The 17,974-nt window shown below is 63.3% G+C and carries 13 protein-coding genes and 4 pseudogenes; 7 read left to right on the top strand and 10 right to left on the bottom strand.

The genetic code is table 11. The features are described 5' to 3' along the window. Positions 1-7: 7 nt before the first annotated feature. From BF95_RS01410 to BF95_RS01420, 3 genes are all read left to right on the top strand, one after another. Entirely contained in the window at positions 8-940 is a 933-nt protein-coding gene (locus BF95_RS01410) for a DUF808 domain-containing protein (protein WP_043148858.1), read from the top strand. Positions 941-1,059: 119 nt separating this feature from the next. Next, positions 1,060-2,370 (top strand): MATE family efflux transporter, encoded by a 1,311-nt coding sequence (locus tag BF95_RS01415; RefSeq protein WP_081763999.1) that lies wholly within the window; start codon positions 1,060-1,062, stop codon positions 2,368-2,370. Positions 2,371-2,444: 74 nt separating this feature from the next. Further along, complete coding sequence (locus BF95_RS01420; protein WP_043148864.1) at positions 2,445-2,765, top strand: hypothetical protein; 321 nt, start codon at positions 2,445-2,447, stop codon at positions 2,763-2,765. A 114-nt stretch (positions 2,766-2,879) separates the two neighbouring features. Here BF95_RS01420 and BF95_RS01425 read toward each other — a convergent pair whose 3' ends face one another. From BF95_RS01425 to BF95_RS01440, 4 genes are all read right to left on the bottom strand, one after another. Then, on the bottom strand, positions 2,880-3,647 hold the full coding sequence (locus BF95_RS01425; protein WP_043149045.1) for an ABC transporter permease: 768 nt from the start codon (positions 3,645-3,647) through the stop codon (positions 2,880-2,882). Continuing rightward, entirely contained in the window at positions 3,647-4,579 is a 933-nt protein-coding gene (locus BF95_RS01430; protein ID WP_043148866.1) for an ABC transporter ATP-binding protein, read from the bottom strand. The genes BF95_RS01425 and BF95_RS01430 overlap by 1 nt, the downstream gene beginning before the upstream one ends. A 60-nt stretch (positions 4,580-4,639) precedes the next feature. Then, positions 4,640-5,269, bottom strand: coding sequence for a class I SAM-dependent methyltransferase (locus BF95_RS01435; protein ID WP_043148868.1), 630 nt, complete (start codon positions 5,267-5,269; stop codon positions 4,640-4,642). Between the two features lie 97 nt (positions 5,270-5,366). After that, positions 5,367-6,269: a LysR family transcriptional regulator gene (locus tag BF95_RS01440; RefSeq protein WP_043148869.1), complete on the bottom strand. Its 903-nt coding sequence runs from the start codon at positions 6,267-6,269 to the stop codon at positions 5,367-5,369. A gap of 107 nt (positions 6,270-6,376) precedes the next feature. Between BF95_RS01440 and BF95_RS01445 the strand changes: the two are divergent. After that, positions 6,377-7,875, top strand: a pseudogene (locus BF95_RS01445) (CoA-acylating methylmalonate-semialdehyde dehydrogenase). 63 nt (positions 7,876-7,938) lie between these two features. Here the strand turns inward: BF95_RS01445 and BF95_RS01450 are convergent. Beyond that, positions 7,939-8,244 carry a GIY-YIG nuclease family protein gene (locus tag BF95_RS01450; protein WP_043148870.1) on the bottom strand — a complete coding sequence of 102 codons (306 nt, stop codon included), beginning with the start codon at positions 8,242-8,244 and terminating at the stop codon, positions 7,939-7,941. Positions 8,245-8,312: 68 nt separating this feature from the next. On the opposite strand from BF95_RS01450, the pseudogene BF95_RS01455 reads away from it, so the two are divergent. From BF95_RS01455 to mmsB, 3 genes and pseudogenes are all read left to right on the top strand, one after another. Further along, positions 8,313-9,454, top strand: a pseudogene (locus BF95_RS01455) (acyl-CoA dehydrogenase family protein). Positions 9,455-9,588: 134 nt separating this feature from the next. Further along, positions 9,589-10,647 (top strand): enoyl-CoA hydratase/isomerase family protein, encoded by a 1,059-nt coding sequence (locus BF95_RS01460; protein ID WP_043148871.1) that lies wholly within the window; start codon positions 9,589-9,591, stop codon positions 10,645-10,647. 145 nt (positions 10,648-10,792) lie between these two features. Beyond that, entirely contained in the window at positions 10,793-11,677 is an 885-nt protein-coding gene (mmsB, locus tag BF95_RS01465) for a 3-hydroxyisobutyrate dehydrogenase (RefSeq protein ID WP_043148872.1), read from the top strand. 103 nt (positions 11,678-11,780) lie between these two features. On the opposite strand, the gene BF95_RS01470 is transcribed toward mmsB, so the two are convergent. The 5 genes and pseudogenes from BF95_RS01470 to folE form a co-directional block, all read right to left on the bottom strand. Further along, positions 11,781-13,004: a dipeptidase gene (locus BF95_RS01470; protein WP_043148873.1), complete on the bottom strand. Its 1,224-nt coding sequence runs from the start codon at positions 13,002-13,004 to the stop codon at positions 11,781-11,783. Further along, positions 13,004-15,389, bottom strand: a pseudogene (locus tag BF95_RS30565) (TonB-dependent receptor). Before BF95_RS30565 ends, BF95_RS01470 begins: the two are co-directional and overlap by 1 nt. Positions 15,390-15,550: 161 nt before the next feature. Continuing rightward, on the bottom strand, positions 15,551-16,327 hold the full coding sequence (locus tag BF95_RS01480) for an enoyl-CoA hydratase-related protein (protein ID WP_043149046.1): 777 nt from the start codon (positions 16,325-16,327) through the stop codon (positions 15,551-15,553). A gap of 86 nt (positions 16,328-16,413) precedes the next feature. Beyond that, positions 16,414-17,252: pseudogene (locus BF95_RS01485) on the bottom strand (SDR family oxidoreductase). Further along, a complete protein-coding gene (gene folE / locus BF95_RS01490; RefSeq protein ID WP_043148874.1) occupies positions 17,249-17,854 on the bottom strand; it encodes a GTP cyclohydrolase I FolE in 606 nt (201 codons plus the stop codon). The pseudogene BF95_RS01485 and the gene folE overlap by 4 nt, the downstream one beginning before the upstream one ends. Between the last annotated feature and the right edge of the window lie 120 nt (positions 17,855-17,974).

A 17,974-nucleotide genomic window follows, 5' to 3' on the forward strand; every position in this document is an offset into this window, starting at 1 on the left:
ACCGTCCATGCCTTCGGGTCTGATTGCGCTGCTCGACGATGTCGCGGGCATTGCCAAACTTGCTGCGACTTCGCTCGACGACGTCGCCGCCGCTGCTGGCAAGGCAGGAACGAAGGCGGCGGGCGTGGTGATCGACGACGCCGCCGTTACCCCCAATTATGTGATGGGGCTGGCGGCCGAGCGGGAATTGCCGATCATCTGGAAAATCGCCAAGGGGTCGGTCCGCAACAAACTGCTCTTCCTGCTGCCCGCTGCGCTGCTCATCGCCGCCTTTGCGCCCTGGTTGCTTCCGCCGCTGCTGATGATGGGCGGCGCGTTCCTCTGTTTCGAAGCCGCCGAGAAACTCCTTGAGGCGCTGCACGGCGGCCATGACCTCGCTGAAGAGGCGCTGGCAACGCTCGATTCCACCGAACTCGAAAACCAGAAAGTATCGAGCGCCATCCGCACCGACTTCATTCTGTCGGGCGAAATCATGGCGATCTCGCTGGGCACGGTGGCGGACAAGCCCATTTGGGAACAGGCGATCGTCCTGTTCGTGGTCGCGATCGCGATCACGGCGGGCGTCTATGGCGTCGTCGGCCTGATCGTGAAGATGGACGATATCGGCCTTAACCTGGCCCAACGCGCTTCCACCATCACGCGCGCGATCGGCCGTGGCCTCGTCAAGGCGATGCCGATCCTGATGAAGATATTGAGCGTCGTCGGCACCGCCGCGATGCTCTGGGTCGGCGGTGGCCTCATCGTCCACGGCCTGCACGAATATCATCTCGACCTGATTCCCGACATGATCCATCATTTGGCGGAGGGCGCGGCGCAGGCTCTCCCCGCCATCGGCCCGGTGGTCGACTGGGTGGTCAATGCGATCGGCGCAGGCATTGTCGGCCTCATAATCGGCGCCATCATCGTCGCCGTGCTGCATCTGTTCAAGAAAAAGCACTAAGCCAACGGTCTGGGCTCCTGCGCAAGCAGGAGCCCCTATCCGATCTTCTGGACCATGCCGTGACCCACCCCTCCCCCTGGCGCATAGAGGCGAGCGCCCTCATTGCCCTCGCGCTGCCGATGATCGCGGGCAATATCGCCTGGTCGGCCATCGCCGCGACGGACCTGCTGCTGCTCGGCCGCCTGGGTGCGGAGGCCGTCGCGGCGGGTGCGCTCGCCATCAACCTGTTCCACGCCTTCCTGCTGTTCGGCATGGGCCTCGTCACCGCCGCGTCGCCCCTGATCGCCAGCGAGCGCGGACGTCGCCGCCATTCGGTGCGCGACGTCCGCCGCACCGTGCAACAGACGCTGCGCGCCGCCCTTTTCTTCGTCCTCCCCGCCTGGGTGATCCTGTGGCAGTGCGAGCCGATATTGCTCGCCATGGGCCAGGATGCCGACCTGTCCCGCGATGCCGGACGATTGATGCACGGCATGCAATGGGCGCTGCTCCCCTTCCTGGGCTTCACCACCCTGCGGACCTTCATTGCCGCGCTCGAACGGCCGATCTGGGGTTTGCTCATCATGCTGGGCGCGCTGCCCTTCAACCTGCTGATCGGTTGGGCGTTGATCTTCGGCCATTTGGGCTTTCCGCCACTTGGCCTGTTCGGTGCCGGGCTGGCCAGCACATTATCCTCCGCCTTCCTCTTCTTCGGCCTGCTCGCCGTCATCCTGATCGACCGGCGTTTCCGCCGCTATCGCATCATGGGTGGCTTCTGGACCCGCGATCGCGAGCGCCAGCGGCAAGTGTGGGCGCTCGGCCTGCCGATCGCGATCACGCTCGGCTTCGAAACCACGGTATTCAACGCCTCGGCCCTGCTCATGGGGTTGATCGACCGCGATTCCCTCGCCGCCCATGCGGTCGCGATTCAGATTGCGGCGCTGGTGTTCATGGTGCCGATGGGCATAGGCCAGGCCGCCACGGTGCGCGTCGGCATTGCCCATGGGCGGCATGATCGCGCGGGGATCGGTCGCGCTGGCTGGCTGGCGCTGATCCTGGGCACCGGCTTTGCCGCCACCGCCGCCGCTGCGCTCATCCTGATGCCCCGCACCCTGGTGTCCGTCTTCCTCGACCTCCAGGATCCGGCCAATGCCCGGACGATCAGCCTCGCCGTCAGCTTTCTCGCCATCGCCGCCCTGTTCCAGCTTGTGGACGCCGCGCAAGCGGTCGGCGCGGGCGTCTTGCGCGGGTTGCAGGACACGACCATCCCCATGATCTTCGCGCTCATCGGCTATTGGGTGGTGGGTATCGGTGTCGGCAGCCTGCTCGCCTTTCCGCTGGGCATGGAGGGCATCGGCATCTGGCTGGGGCTGGCCAGTGGCCTCGGCGTGGTCGCGATAATGCTGGTCGTCCGCTGGAGCCTGCGCGATCGGCTGGGCCTCGTTCCGGCCTGATTGCGTCGCGCGCCCATGGTGCGGCGCACAAAGCAATTGAAAGAATCGGTAAAATCGGTCATGAATCGGACATCATGCAAGCCCCGACCGAGATTTTTGAAGCGATCGCGCTCCAGAAGTGCCTGAAGGTGACCTATAATAAAATGGTCGTCACCCTGGCTCCCCACATCCTCTACACGCGCCATGACGAGCTGTTCATCGACGCGGTAACCGTCGATCGCGACGGTACGCCGCCGCGCGAACTCAAGCTCGGCACGTTCAAGCTGGTCGGCCTGTCCGACCTCAAGGTGCTGGAAGACCCGTTCGAAGCGATGCACGGCCTCTACGACCAGAATGACGACAAATATCGCAACGTCACCCTGTTCGCCGTAGCCCCGGAAAGCGCCGCCGCCTGATCGGCGGCTTTGCCATCTCAACCCCGTTCGCCCTGAGCCTGTCGAAGGGCCAGGCTGAGCGAAGTCGAAGTCCTTCTCTTCGCTCAGTCGGCATCGGCGACCGTTCCGGCCGCCTCACTTCTTCAAACGATACCCCGTCCTGAACATCCAGGCGATGATGGCGATACACAAGGCCAGCATCCCCGCGACGAAGATCAGGCTGAACTCGATCCCGACATCGCCCTTGCCAAAGAAGGTCCAGCGAAAGCCGGAGATCAGATAGACGATCGGGTTGAAGAAGGTGATCGTGCGCCACGGCTCGGCCAGCATCTGGACCGAGTAAAAAGCCCCGCCCAGAAACGTCATCGGCATGATCAGCAGCATCGGGATCACCTGCAACTGCTCGAAACTCTGCGCCCATACGCCCAGAATGAAGCCGAACAGGCAGAAGCTGATCGCGATCAACACCATGAACCCGGCCATCGCAAAGGGATGCGCCACCTGCACATCGACGAACAGATGCGCGGTCAGGAAGATGATGCTGCCCACGATCAGCGACTTGGTCGCCGCCGCGCCGACATAGGCGATGATCGTCTCGGTCGCCGACACCGGGGCCGACAGCAGTTCATAAATGGTGCCGGTGAATTTGGGCATATAGATGCCGAAACTCGCGTTGAAGATGCTCTCGGTGAACATCGACATCATGATGAGGCCAGGCACGATGAAGGCGGCATAGGGAATGCCGTCCACCTCCGTCATCCGCGATCCGATCGCGCCGCCAAACACCACGAAATAGAGCGATGTCGTGATCACCGGCACCAACAGGCCCGTCATCAGCGTGCGCCGGAACCGGTGCAATTCGAACAGATAGATCGCCGCGATGGCACGCAAATTCTGGAGCATCACGCCGCCTTCTCCTGATGAACCAGGCTCACGAAAATATCCTCCAGGCTGCTCTGCCGCGTATTCAGATCCTTATACGCGATGCCGAGGTCGCCCAGCCGCCGCAGCAGCGACGACACGCCGGTCCGCTCCGCCTGCGTATCGAAAATATATTCGATCTCATGGCCATCATCCTTCAGCGTCACGTCCCACTCCGCCAATTCGGCGGGGACAGTCCCCAGCGGCTCGGCCAGCACGACGCTCAGCGTCTTCTTGCCCAGCTTCTTCATCAGCGCGACCTTGTCCTCGACCAGCATCAACTCGCCCCGGTTGATCACCCCCACCCGGTCGGCCATTTCCTCGGCCTCCTCGATATAATGGGTGGTCAGGATGATGGTGACGCCGGTCTCGCGCAATTCGCCGATCAGCGTCCACATGTCGCGGCGCAACTCCACGTCCACGCCAGCGGTCGGCTCGTCCAGGAACAGCACGCGCGGCTCATGGCTCAGCGCCTTGGCGATCATCACCCGGCGCTTCATGCCGCCCGACAATTCCAAGATCTTGCTGTTCCGCTTGTCCCATAGCGACAGCTCGCGCAGCACTTTTTCAATATGGGCGGGATTGCGCGGCTTGCCGAACAGCCCCCGGCTGAACGTCACCGTATCGATCACCCGCTCGAACTGGTCGGTGGACAATTCCTGCGGAACCAGCCCGATCGCCGACCGCGCCCCGCGATAGTCGCGGACAATGTCATGCCCCGCCACTTTGACGCTGCCGCCCGTCGCCCGCGCAATGCCGCAAATGATCGAGATCATCGTCGTCTTGCCCGCGCCATTCGGCCCCAGCAGCGCGAAAATCTCGCCTTCCTCGATGGTCAGGTCAACGCCCTTAAGCGCCTCAAACCCCGACGCATAGCGTTTGGTCAGGCCTTCGATCTCGATGATGGATGCCATGGATGGCTATGCCCCTTATTGCGTTGCGGCAAAGATAGGGGGCCGATTGCCAAACGCAACCTATTCACCCCGTCGCGTGAACCGAAAGACCGTCGCGGGCGGAAAATTCCGCACCGTCTGGCCGACCCGCACGACATCCAGCCCCAGCGCCTCGATCACCTCGCGGTTAACCGGGTGCCGCATCGAATAGGTGAACTGCACGAAGCTGCCCCCCGGCTGCAACATGCGGAAGGATTCGGACAATATGTCGTGATGCATATAGCGGTCCATCGCCAGCAGCGGCAGCCCGCTCACCACCACCTGATAATCGCCCGGCTCGCCCGCCGTCGCGGTCGACACGATCTGCGCCGGGGTTTCCAGCACCGATACCTGCGGAAAATGCCGCCGCAACCCGCGGGCAAAGGCGGGGTTGATCTCCACCACCTCCAGCTTTTCGGGCGGCAGGCCAGTCTTCAGAATGGCGCGCGTGAACACGCCCGTGCCCCCGCCCAGTTCCAGCACCCGGCCATCGGTCGGATCGATCTGCGCCACCATCAACCGCGCGAGATAGCGGCTGGACGGCACGACCGACGCGGTCTGGCGCGGCTTCTGGACCCAGGCGGCCAGGAAATCGAGATATTCGGTGGCGCGGGCGCGAAATTCCCCGCTCGGCAAAGCGATTGCCCGGCTGCGCTTGGGCTTATGCTGCATGGGCGAAATACGACCGCTCTCTATCCATCGCGACTCCCTTAGCGAGCCGGAGCCGTTCCGTCGATTGGCTTTATGAGCGATTTCGAGCCGGGTGGCATCACCCGGCGGCTCGGAAGTCGCGGTAACCAGAAAGCGTATCGATGCGTTCTTGCAGCCAATCGGCCACCGCCGCGATCCGCGCCAGCTTGCGCAGGTCGCCATGCATCACCAGCCAGAAGCTGCGTATAATCTCCACCCGCTCGGCCATCAATGGCACCAACCCCGCGTCACGCCGCCCGATAAAGTCCGGCAACACGCCGATCCCCGCCCCTTCCGCGATCATCCGCTGCTGCATGATGATGCTGGTCGACCGCAGATGCGCTTCCAGCCCCGCCTCCACCTCGTCCAGATAATCCAGCTCCGGCGAAAAGATGAACTCGGGCACATAGCCGATCAGCGTATGCCCGCGCAGGTCAGCGGGCGTCTCCGGCCGCCCCGCCCGCGCCAGATAGTCGGGCGCGGCATAAAGATGCAGCCGATAATCCCCCAGCCGCCGCACCATCAACCGCCCTCGCTGCGGCCGCGCCAGCATCACCGCCATATCCGCCTCGCGCTTGGACGGATTGAGGAAACCCGATGCCGTGATCAGGTCCAGCCTGATGCCCGGATGCCGCCGGTTGAAATCGCCCATCCCCGGTGCCAAAACCCAGGTGCCGAACCCTTCCGCCACCGATAGCCGCACTTGCCCGGCCAGCTTGCGCTCCTGCCCGCGCATCTCCTCGACCGCCGCCAGCGCCGCGCTCTCGGCCGCCTCGGCATGGCCCAGCAACTCCTGCCCCCGCGCCGTCAGGCTGCGCTCGCCCGCACCCATTTCGAACAGTTCGGCATCCAGCGCCTTCTCCAACCGCGCCAGCCGCCGCGCGATCGTCGTCGCGTCGATCCCCAGCGCGCGCGCCGCCGGGGCCACCTTGCGCGCCCGCGCCACCGCCAGAAATACCCGCAGGTCATCCCAATCGAACATGCCGCCCCAACCCTGCAAAATTGCAGGCTACCCATGCATAACTTCCCCATTGCTTGCAATAACGCAAGAAGCCTAGAAGGCGGCAACAATTTGAGAGGATGCCTTCCATGCGTGAGATTTCGCACAAGCTCGCCTTCACCCATGACGCGCCAGCGACACGCTATAGCGACGTGTTCGATCCCAATAATGGCGGCGTCCAGGCCCGCGTGGCGCTGGGCGATGCCGCCCTGCTCGACCTCGCTGTCGCCGCCGCCAAGAAGGCGCAGCCCGCCTGGGCCGCCGTCAACCCGCAACGCCGCGCCCGCGTCATGTTCAATTTCAAGGCGCTGGTCGAAGCGAACATGACAGAGCTGGCCCACCTGCTCAGCTCCGAACATGGCAAGGTGATCGCCGACTCCAAGGGCGATATTCAGCGCGGCCTCGAAGTCATCGAATTTTGCTGCGGCATCCCCCACGTCCTCAAGGGCGAATATACGCAAGGGGCGGGCCCCGGCATCGATGTGTACAGCTTCCGCCAGCCGATCGGCATTGGCGCTGGCATCACGCCCTTCAACTTCCCCGGCATGATCCCGCTGTGGATGTCGGGCGTCGCCATCGCGACCGGCAACGCCTTCATCCTCAAGCCCTCCGAGCGTGACCCCTCGGTGCCTGTACGCCTAGCCGAACTGTTCAGCGAAGCGGGCCTGCCCGACGGCATCCTCCAGGTCGTTCAGGGCGACAAGGAAATGGTCGACGCCATCCTCGACCACCCGGACATTAAGGGCGTCAGCTTCGTCGGCTCGTCCGACATCGCCCATTATGTCTATAATCGCGGGGTCGCCGCCGGAAAGCGCGTCCAGGCGATGGGCGGCGCGAAGAATCACGGCATCGTCATGCCCGACGCCGATCTCGACCAGGTGGTGAACGACCTGTCCGGCGCGGCCTTCGGTTCGGCCGGCGAGCGCTGCATGGCCCTCCCCGTCGTCGTGCCGGTAGGCGAAAAGACGCCATTGCGCTCCGTGAAAAACTCATCCCCGCGATCGAAGCCCTGCGCGTCGGCGTCTCCACCGATGCCGAAGCCCATTATGGCCCGGTCGTCACCGCCGCGCACAAGCAGAAGATCGAAAACTGGATCCAGACCGGCGTCGACGAAGGCGCCGAGCTGGTGGTCGACGGCCGCGGCTTCACGCTGCAAGGCCATGAGGAAGGCTTCTTCGTCGGCCCCACCTTGTTCGACCATGTCACCACCGGCATGAGCGCCTATAAGGAAGAGATTTTCGGCCCCGTCCTCCAGATGGTCCGCGCCGACAGTTTCGAAGAAGCCGTCGCCCTCCCCAGCCAGCATCAATATGGCAATGGCGTCGCCATCTTCACCCGCAACGGCCACGCCGCCCGCGAATTCGCCGCCCGCGTCGATGTCGGCATGGTCGGCATCAACGTGCCAATCCCGGTCCCCGTCGCCTATCACACATTCGGCGGCTGGAAACGCTCGGCCTTCGGCGACACCAACCAGCACGGCATGGAAGGCGTAAAATTCTGGACCAAGGTCAAGACGATCACCCAACGCTGGCCCGACGGCGGAGTAGGCGACGCCGCCAACGCCTTCGTCATCCCGACCATGGGGTGATGGGTTGGGGGAGAGGCACCACCTCTCCCTCGTCATCCTGACGAAAGTCAGGATCCATTGGCGCTACGTCAAAGGCGGAAAGCCCAGTATGACAGCCCGATCTTCCCAGAACGGATTATCCCTCTCGATGAGCGCGACCTTCCACTCCCTCTTCCATGCCTTCAATTGCTTTTCGCGCAGGATCGCCGCCTCCATCGTCTCGGCCATTTCATAATGAACCAGCCGCTTCACATTATAGCGCGATGTGAAGCCGGGCACCGCGCCGGTGCGATGTTGGTGCAACCTACCCATCAAATCAGATGTGACGCCGATATAGATTGTGGCATGCCGACCGCTGCTCAACAGATAGACGCAAGGTTGACGTTCCATTCCGAGGCCGCGCTAATGGATGCTGACTTTCGTCAGCATGACGGAAAATACAGTATGGACAAGCCATCATGACCCAATTCGACCTCACCGACGACCAACGCGAAATCCAGGAACTCGCGCGCCGCTTCACCGCCGACGCGATCACCCCGCACGCGGCCGAGTGGGACGAACACCATATCTTCCCCCGCGACACGATCCGCGCCGCGGCGGAACTGGGTTTCGGCGGCATCTACGTCTCTGAAAGCTCGGGCGGCATCGGCCTTGGCCGCCTCGAAGCCGCGCTCATCATGGAAGCCATGGCCTATGGCTGCCCCTCCACCAGCGCCTTCATCTCGATCCACAATATGGCCGCCTGGATGATCGACAGCTATGGCAGCGACGCGCTGAAGGCCGCCTATCTCCCCGACCTCCTCCCCATGGCCCGCATCGCCAGCTATTGCCTGACCGAAGCGGGCGCAGGATCGGACGCCGCCAGCCTCAAGACCAAGGCAGTGAAGGATGGCGACCATTATGTCGTCACCGGCTCCAAGCAATTCATCTCCGGCGGCGGCGAGAATGAAGTCTATCTCGTCATGGTCCGCACGGGCCAGGAAGGGCCAAAGGGCATTAGCTGCCTCGTCATCGACAAGGACATGCCCGGCGTCAGCTTCGGCGCGCAGGAACGCAAGCTCGGCTGGCACAGCCAACCCACCGCGCAGGTCAATTTCGACGCCGTCCGCGTCCCCGTCGCCAATCTCGTGGGTAGCGAGGGTCAGGCTTCGCCATCGCCATGGCGGGCCTCGACGGCGGCCGCCTCAATATCGGTGCCTGTTCGCTCGGCGGCGCGCAGCGCTGCATCGACGAAGCGGTGCAATATACCAAGGACCGCAAGCAATTCGGCCAATCCATCGCCGACTTCCAGAATACCCAGTTCATGCTGGCCGACATGGAAACCGAGCTGCAAGCCGCCCGCACGCTCCTATATGCCGCCGCCGTCAAAGTGACCGACAATGCGCCGGACAAGACCCGCTTCGCCGCCATGGCCAAACGCTTCGCCACCGACACCGGCTCCTCCGTCGTGGACCGCGCGCTGCAACTCCATGGCGGCTACGGCTATCTGATGGACTATCCCGTCGAACGCTTCTGGCGCGACCTGCGTGTCCATTCCATCCTCGAAGGCACCAACCAGGTCATGCGCATGATCATCGCGCGGGACATGCTGCGGGATTAGTCCAGAGCAAGAAGGATAAAACACCGTCATTCCCGCGAAGGCGGGAACCCATCTCCCAGCCTGGCACCCGTCGATAAGGCCGGAGATGGATCCCCGCCTTCGCGGGGATGACGAACGGATTTTGAGGAAAAGACATGACCGACCAAGTCCTGACCTTCATCGAAAACACTATCGGCCGCATCCGCCTCAACCGCCCCAAGGCAATCCACGCCCTGACACCGGCCATGTGCGACGCGATCAACACCGCCCTGCTCGCCTGGCGCAGCGACGACAGCGTGACCGCCGTGATGATCGACCACGCGGAAGGCCGTGGCTTCTGCGCGGGCGGCGACATCGCGCTCATCGCCAACAGCGCCAAATCCGACTGCGTCGAGGCCGAACATTTCTTCCACCTCGAATATCGCATGAACCATCTGCTGTTCGTCTATGACAAGCCGATCGTCGCCTTCATCGACGGCATCGTCATGGGCGGGGGCGTCGGCATCTCGCTCCCCGCGCGCTATCGCGTCGCAACCGAACGCACGACCTTCGCCATGCCCGAAACCGGCATCGGCCTCTTCCCCGATGTCGGCGGCGGCTGGTATCTCCCCCGCCTGCCCGGCCGGGTCGGCGCATGGCTCGCCGCCACCGGCGCGCGGATCGACGGCGCGGATTGCGCCGCCATCGGCATCGCCACCCACTATATGCCATCCGAAACAGTGGACGAGGTCAAGGCCCGCATACTCGCCGACCCCGCCAATCTCGCAACCATCCTCGACGCCGCCACACAAACGCCCCCACCATCGAAGCTCGAAGCCGCCCGCCCCGACATCGACCGCCTGTTCGCCTCGGACAAGGCGGAGGAGATCGTCGCCGCGCTCGACGCCGACAGCAGCGAATGGGCCGCCAAGCAGCGCGCCACTCTCGCCACCAAATCGCCGCAAACGATCAAGGTCGCCCTGCGCCAACTGATCGAGGGCGCGGCCCAGCCCGATTTCGCGTCCAACATGGCGATGGAATATGGCCTTGCCTGCGCGATCATCCGCCGCCCGGATTTCGTCGAGGGCGTGCGCGCGCTGATCTTCGACAAGGACAACAACCCGCAATGGACCCCGGCCACGCTGGAAGAGGTCAGCGACGCGATGATCGACGCGATCTTCGTAGCCCTCCCCGCCGACCAGCAATGGACGCCGCTCCCGGCCCTCGCCACCTGATCTGTCCTACACCGCAGGCACCTGCTATGGTCCCCATGCACCTTGCCTGCCCCACCCCGCCCGCTTTCCGATAGGATCAGGGCCGCGCACGAATATGTCCGTTTTTACGGGAAATATGCGAAGTTAAGCAGGAGAGAAGAGCATCATGACCCAGACCATCGCCTTCATCGGACTCGGCAATATGGGCGGCGGCATGGCCGCCAACCTGCTCAAGCACGGCTATGCCGTCCGCGCCTTCGACCTGTCGGAAGACGCACTGGCCAAGGCGGAATCCTTGGGCACCATCCGCGCCAGCAGCGCCGCCGACGCCGCGACCGATGCCGACGCCGTCGTCACCATGCTGCCCGCCGGCAAGCATGTCGAAAGCGTGTATTCGGGCGAAGTTTATGGCGCGGCCAGCCCCGGCGCGCTGTTCCTCGACTGCTCGACCATCGACGTCGCCACCGCCCGCCGCGTGATCGACGCCGCCACCACACGCGGCTTCGACATGGTCGACGCCCCCGTTTCCGGCGGCATCGCGGCGGCTAATGGCGGGACGCTCACTTTCATGGTCGGCGGCGCGGATGCCGCCTTCGAACGGGCCAAGCCGATCCTGTCGGCCATGGGCAAGGCGGTCATCCACGCGGGCGGCGCGGGCAATGGCCAGGCCGCCAAAATCTGCAACAACATGCTGCTCGGAGCGACCATGGTCGCCACCTGCGAGAGCTTCGCCATGGCCAAGAAGCTCGGCCTCGATCCGCAAACCTTCTATGACATCTCCAGCGTCTCGTCGGGCCAAAGCTGGTCGATGACCAGCTATTGCCCCGTCCCCGGCGTCGGCCCGCAATCGCCATCGGACAATGGCTATCAGGGCGGCTTCGCCGTCGGCCTGATGCTCAAGGATTTGAAACTCGCCACCGAAGCCGCTGCTCTGGTCAGTGCATCCGTACCCATGGGCAATGTGGCGGAATCGCTCTACCAACTCCTCGCCAATCAGGGCGAAGCGGGGCGCGACTTCTCGCTCATGATCGAAATGCTGGAGGGCAAGTAACCCAAACCCGTCATGCCAGCGAACGCTGGCATCTCACTTCCTTTGGCGGCGCAAGGAAGTGAGATCCCGGCTTTCGCCGGGATGACGGCCTTGGGGAATTACATCACGTCCCCTTCCCCGCCTCAGCCGCCGCCAGCACGCGCAACACATTGCCCGCCCAGATCTTCTGCACATCCGTCTCGCTATAGCCCGCCTTCAACAGCGCGTCGGTGATCCTGGGCAGGTCCAGCACATCCTCCATGCCCACGACCCCGCCGCCACCATCCCAGTCCGCGCCAATGCCGACATGGTCCGGCCCAACGACCTTGAGCGCATGCAGCATATGCGCCATGAAATCATCGAAGGTCGCCCGGTCGGTCTCAGGATAAAGCCGGTCGATCTCCTGCCGCTTGCTCAACAGTTCCGCCCGCTTCTCTGCCGTCAGCTTGCCGCCATCCCGCATCGACGCGAACAGCGCGCCCATCGCCTTCTGCCTTTCGGGGTTCGGCTTGGCCGCTTTCAGATAGGCCCCATAGGCGTTCATCTGAATGACGCCACCCTTGGCCGCCAGCGCCTTCAACCGATCGTCATCGATGTTGCGCGGATGGTCATAGACCGCCTTGCACCCCGAATGGGTCAGCAGCACCGGCGTCGTGGACAGTGCCAGCAGATCGTCCAGCACCTGGTCCGAACTATGCGACGCATCCGGCACTATGCCCAGCCGGTTCATATCCTTGAGCAATTGCTTACCGAGCGGACTAAGGCCGCCATAACGCGGCTTCTTCGACGGATCGGTCGAGCTGTCGCCAAACTGATTATGCGCGAAATGGGCAAAGCCCACCACCCGCACGCCCATGTCGTAGAAGGTCTGGAGCAAGCCGATATCCTCGCCCAGCGGATAGGCATTTTCGATCGACAGATAGACGACCCGCTTGCCCGCAGCCGCGATCGGCGCTGCGTCCTTGGCCTCCAATGCCAGCGCAAAATTGGCCGGGTCCGCCGCCACCATCTCGCGGATCGAAACGCCCCGCATCAGCGCGAAATCGCGCGCCTTGGCAAACCCCTCGACCGTCAACGGCCCCTGCCCCGTATAGATGGCCCAGAAACCGCCATCCAGCCCGCCCTTCTTCATGCGCGGCAAATCAACCTGGGTATAGTCGCTATGCACCCCATGTTCCTCGTCGATCGACCAGTCCGGCAGGTCGAGCGAGGCAGGCGTATCGAGATGGCTGTCGAGCGTCAGCAGCTTCTGATGCAGCTGCTGCACCTTCTTGGGCACAGCCTGCGCCGATACCGCGACCGGGAGCAGCGCGATCAGCGCTGCCCCCATCATATGTCCAACCCGCATCAGATTTCGCCCGAAATGGTGAACTGGAAGGTGCGCGGCGACAGCGGCCGGAAGAAGCCATCGCCCGTCACGGTCGAAGAAATATAGGACAGCACATCCTTGTCGAACAGATTGTCGACATTGAACCGCGCCTTCACGCTCTTGACCGGCCCCAGGCTGAAACCATCGCCGATATCGACATAGGCGCTGAATACGGTGAAGCCCGGCACGCTCGACCCCGGCGAATTGACGAAGGTGGACCAGCGGCGGCTGGTATATTTGCCGGAGATATTGCCCACCAGCCAGCTCGCCGGTTCGATCGTCACGCCGCCATTGACGATCCATTTGGCGCTGTCGGGAATGAACTTGCCATCGGTCGCATAGGTCAGCGTGGGCGTGACGATATCGTCCTTGAACTTGGCGATATTATAGGTGGCGCTCAGGTTGAAATAGGCAAGGCCATTGAGCGCGGACGGTTTGAACGTGCCGCTAAATTCCGCGCCATAGGCCGTCACCCGGCCGACATTCTGAAAGAAGGTTTCGGTGACGTTGGTCGTGCCCGGCAATATCGCGGTGATCGACTGGATGCGGTTCTTGAACTTGGTGTAATAGCCCGCCAGCGACGCATAAAATTGCCCCTGATTGGTGCGGATGCCCGCCTCGAAATTCTGCGACCGTTCCGGCGCTGGCGCGGGCACGACGCCGCGCTGCTGTTCAACGCGACCGAGAAGATGTCGTCCATCCCCTTGGGCAAGGCCATATTTTCAGCATAAGAGGCGAAAATCTGGGTCTGGTTGTCGATCTTGTAGAGGACGCCCGCCATCGGCAGGAACCCGTCGCCATAGCTGGCTCGGTTGGTCTGCGGTCCCCATCCGGCGACCCAGACAGGCGCAGCGGCGGTGCCCGCATTGCGATAATAGTCGTTGAAGTCGCGATAGCCGCTTTGACGATAGTCGATATGCAACGCCTTGATCCCCAGGTCGAAGATCAGGCTGTCATCCATCAGGGAAATGCGGTCCTTGACGAACGCCTGCGTCGTATGTCGTTCCGACTGATAATCGCGCCGCGCATAGACGAGTTCGTCCAGGTTGGGCGCGCTGGCAGGCGATCCGTCGGTCGTGTTGAAGCGCGCTGGGTGCGATTATAGCTGTCGACCTCGACCCACAGGCCCGCCTCCACACTATGCGCGCCCATATCCCAATGGAGTTTGGTGGTCAGGCCATAGCGGTCGCCACCCACCGTCGACAGGCCATATTGCGTGCCGCGCGGCGCCGTCAGCGCCAGGCCTGCCGCCGTTTGCCGCGTATATTGCAGCAGGCTGTTGGCATAGCTGTCGGGCGACACGCCATAGCCGCCCTTATCCTCATAATAGCCCGTCGCTTCGGCCCATACGCCATCGGCAATGCCCAAATGCACGGTGCCGCCATACAGCTTATCCTTCCGCACGTTGAGCGCGAGATTATAGGTGTAGGTATAGTTGCTGTTGGAAAAGGCGGGGCCGCCCGCCACCGGCGCAAAACCGGGCGTGCTGTTGGGCACCACGGCGATATAACCCCGGTCGCGGCCGGTGTTGCCGCCCACATCCGGCGTCGCGGAATTATAGAGTGTGCGGCTCAGCGTCGGCGAATCGTAATCAAAGAAATCGTTGGACACGAATTTGAACCGCGCCCAGCTGTCGCCACCCAGGTCGGCGTGGAGTTGCGCCTCCCAATGCTCGCGATCGACCGTGCCGACGCCGCGCCACAGGTCGCTGTCCAGCTTGGTGCGGCTGACATAGGCGCGGAACGGTCCGACCTGGCCGGTGCTGGCGCGAATGAAAGTTCGCTTGAGGCCGAAATCGCCAAAGCTCTGCGACACGAACAGGCCCATATCCTCCTGCGGCGCGATGCTGTTATATTGCACCACTGGCCCCAGCGTCGAATAGCTGGGCAGGCTTACATCGCCTGCGCCGACGGCCGCTTCGACCACGCCCAGATTTTCATTGTCGACATAGCGGAACACCGGACTGCCGCCGAACGCATCGCTGCGGCCCGTCGGGATACCATCGACGATGAAGCCGATCTGATCCAGGTTGAACGCGCGGGTCTGGACGCTGTTGCCGAATTCGTAGAGGCCCAGCGCCCCATCGGTCTGGACGTTGAAGCCCGGCAGTTGCTCCAGCATTTTGAGGCCCGAAATGCCCGATGGCGCAGACAGCAACGCTTCGCGCGTCACCGCCACGACATTGCTCACCTTGTCCTCGCCGATCGCCTCGGACGATTGGGAAATGCGGCGGCCAGTGACGGTGATGCTCGCCTCATCATCGCCGACCGGCTCTTGCGCATGGGCGACGGGGACCAAGGCTGCGGCGGCACAGGCCAGCAGCAGGGCGCGAGTGGACGGACGAACGATAGAATGGACGGACATGAAGAGGCTCCCTGGGTGTCATGAGCCGATCAGGGTGACGCGCAAAGCGTCGCACCTCTCCATATTTCGTTATTCAGTTTCCTTCTGAAACGAGGGTGCCGGGAAAAGCCGCCATCAATCCGTCACAAAACTAATGCCTGTTGCCGAACTGCCACAGAGGCTCAGCGCCCCTTCCAGACGCCGGGCCGCTTCTCAACGAACGCCGTCATGCCTTCCTTCTTGTCCTCGGTCGCCGTCAGAATCTGGAACATGCGCCGCTCGGTCAGCAATCCTTGGGCCAGGCCCGTCTCGAAAGCGATATTGACCATTTCCTTGTTCACCATCGCGGCCATCGGCGGCATCGCGGCAATGGTCGCCGCGGTCTTGAGCGCATCGTCGAGCAATTCGGCGGCGGGCACGATCCGGCTTACCAGCCCCGACCGCTCGGCCTCTTCCGCGCCCATCATCCGGCCGGTCAGACACATGTCCATCGCCTTGGCCTTGCCCACCGCGCGGGTCAGCCGTTGCGATCCGCCCATGCCCGGCGCGACGCCCAGCTTGATTTCGGGCTGGCCGAATTTCGCGCTATCCGCCGCAATGATGAAATCCGCCATCATCGCCAGCTCGCATCCGCCGCCCAGCGCGAAGCCGGCGACCGCCGCGATCCACGGCTTGCGGGTGGCGACCACACCCGTCTGCCAACCCGAAAAGAAATCCTGCAGGAAGAAATCAGCGCCGTCCTTGTCGACCATCTCCTTGATGTCCGCGCCCGCCGCAAACGCCTTTTCGCTGCCGGTCAGGACCGCGCATTGCTGGGTCGGGTCGGCATCATAGGCGGCGAAAGCGGCGCTCAGGTCGGTCAGCACCTGGCCATTGAGCGCATTCAGCGCCTGCGGCCGGTTGAGCGTGATCAGCGTCACTGCGTCGCGCTGTTCGACCAGGATCGTTTCATAGGTCATTGCCATCTCCCATTATTGCGTGGCGTCCGTTTTATGGGCGATGGCGACGGATCGCCACCCCCCGCTGCCTAGCATTTCCGCCAAGCCTATCGGCACAGATGCATGAAGTCCCGGTCATAGCTTTTCAGGTGCGCGCCGCCATCGACATAGAGCGTCTGCCCCGTCACCGCGGTCGCATCGGCCAGATAGAGGACAGCCTGCGCGATCTGCTCGGCCTGCGGCAACCGGCCAAGCGGCATCATTGCTTCCAATCGGGCCATCTGATCGGGATCATAATCAGGCGTTGCGATGGTCAGCCCCGGCGCGACCGCATTGACCCGCACCCTGGGCGCAAGAGCATGGGCGCTGGCCTGCGTCAGCCCCGCCAGCGCCATCTTGGACAATGTATAGGCCAGTTGGTCGCCATGCGGATGGTCGATCCGCTGGTCGAGAATATTGATGATGCAACGGTCGCCGGTGCCCGCCGGAACCGTCGCGAACGCCTTGGTCAGCATCGCAGGCGCGGCGCAATTGACCGCATAATGGCGCATCAGCTCGTCGGCCGTCACCGTGTCGATCCGATCCTGCCCGAACATCGCGGCGCTGTTCACCAATATGTCGGGCGGACGGCCGAAACGCGCGGCCACCTGCGCGATCAGTTCCTCGGCATTTTCCGGGTCGGCGAAATCGACGACGAAGCCGTCCCACTCCGTTGCCTGCGCTTCCAGCGTCAGCGCCAAATGGGAATCGAGCCGCGTGTCATGACTGCCATGGATGGCGAGCGAATGACCGGCCTTGGCCAAGCCCCGGCGATGATGCCGCCCAGCCGCCGATGTCCGCCGGTAACCAACGCCAGCCGCTTGGTCGCCAGCGGCAACGCGCCACCCGGCTCCACCAAAGGCCGCGCGCTGCCCAGCGGGCGATAGGGACGCTCTTCCTCGCTCATGCACCGATGAGCTTCAGCACTTCCTCGCGCGACTTTTCATCGTCGCGGAAAACGCCCAGCATCCGGCTGGTCTTCATGATCACGCCCGGCGTGCGAACACCGCGCCCGGTCATGCAGCCATGGGTCGCCTCGATCACGACGGCCACGCCCTGCGGTTTCAAATGCTCCCAGATGCAGTTGGCGACCTCGGACGTCAGCCGCTCCTGCACCTGCAACCGGTTGGCATAGGCATGTAGCACGCGCGCCAGCTTGGAAATGCCGACCACATAATCGCCCGGCAGATAGGCGATATGCGCCTTGCCGACGATCGGTGCCATATGATGTTCGCAATGCGACTGGAACGGAATGTCCTTCAACAGCACGACATCGTCATAGCCGCCGACTTCATGGAAGATGCGCGAGAGGTGATAGGCCGGGTCATCGCCATAGCCCCGGCAATATTCACGCCACGCCCGCGCGACCCGCTCCGGCGTCTCGACCAGGCCTTCGCGTTCCGGCATGTCGCCCGACCATCGGATCAGGGTACGGATCGCGTCCGACACTTCGGCCGGAACCGGCTCCTTGCCTTCGCCAACGGTTTCCGCATCGGGATCAAATGCCATGAACAGTGCCACTCCTTGTCAATTGCCCCGCATATGAGGATTTGATCCTGCAATGACTAGTCCTTTCGGGATGACTGGACACAGTATCGCACGGGTGGCAAATCGGCACCGAACGGGATC

The sequence above is a fragment of the Sphingobium sp. Ant17 genome (genome assembly GCF_000588875.1).
Taxonomy (GTDB): domain Bacteria; phylum Pseudomonadota; class Alphaproteobacteria; order Sphingomonadales; family Sphingomonadaceae; genus Sphingobium.

Excerpts from the sequence above, each read along its gene's own strand:
- BF95_RS01410 (WP_043148858.1), top strand. The coding sequence starts at position 8 with ATGCCTTCGGGTCTGATTGCGCTGCTCGACGATGTCGCGGGCATTGCC.
- BF95_RS01415 (WP_081763999.1), top strand. The coding sequence starts at position 1,060 with ATGATCGCGGGCAATATCGCCTGGTCGGCCATCGCCGCGACGGACCTG.
- BF95_RS01420 (WP_043148864.1), top strand. The coding sequence starts at position 2,445 with ATGCAAGCCCCGACCGAGATTTTTGAAGCGATCGCGCTCCAGAAGTGC.
- BF95_RS01425 (WP_043149045.1), bottom strand. The coding sequence starts at position 3,647 with ATGCTCCAGAATTTGCGTGCCATCGCGGCGATCTATCTGTTCGAATTG.
- BF95_RS01430 (WP_043148866.1), bottom strand. The coding sequence starts at position 4,579 with ATGGCATCCATCATCGAGATCGAAGGCCTGACCAAACGCTATGCGTCG.
- BF95_RS01435 (WP_043148868.1), bottom strand. The coding sequence starts at position 5,269 with ATGCAGCATAAGCCCAAGCGCAGCCGGGCAATCGCTTTGCCGAGCGGG.
- BF95_RS01440 (WP_043148869.1), bottom strand. The coding sequence starts at position 6,269 with ATGTTCGATTGGGATGACCTGCGGGTATTTCTGGCGGTGGCGCGGGCG.
- BF95_RS01450 (WP_043148870.1), bottom strand. The coding sequence starts at position 8,244 with ATGGAACGTCAACCTTGCGTCTATCTGTTGAGCAGCGGTCGGCATGCC.
- BF95_RS01460 (WP_043148871.1), top strand. The coding sequence starts at position 9,589 with ATGACCGACCAAGTCCTGACCTTCATCGAAAACACTATCGGCCGCATC.
- mmsB (WP_043148872.1), top strand. The coding sequence starts at position 10,793 with ATGACCCAGACCATCGCCTTCATCGGACTCGGCAATATGGGCGGCGGC.
- BF95_RS01470 (WP_043148873.1), bottom strand. The coding sequence starts at position 13,004 with ATGCGGGTTGGACATATGATGGGGGCAGCGCTGATCGCGCTGCTCCCG.
- BF95_RS01480 (WP_043149046.1), bottom strand. The coding sequence starts at position 16,327 with ATGACCTATGAAACGATCCTGGTCGAACAGCGCGACGCAGTGACGCTG.
- folE (WP_043148874.1), bottom strand. The coding sequence starts at position 17,854 with ATGGCATTTGATCCCGATGCGGAAACCGTTGGCGAAGGCAAGGAGCCG.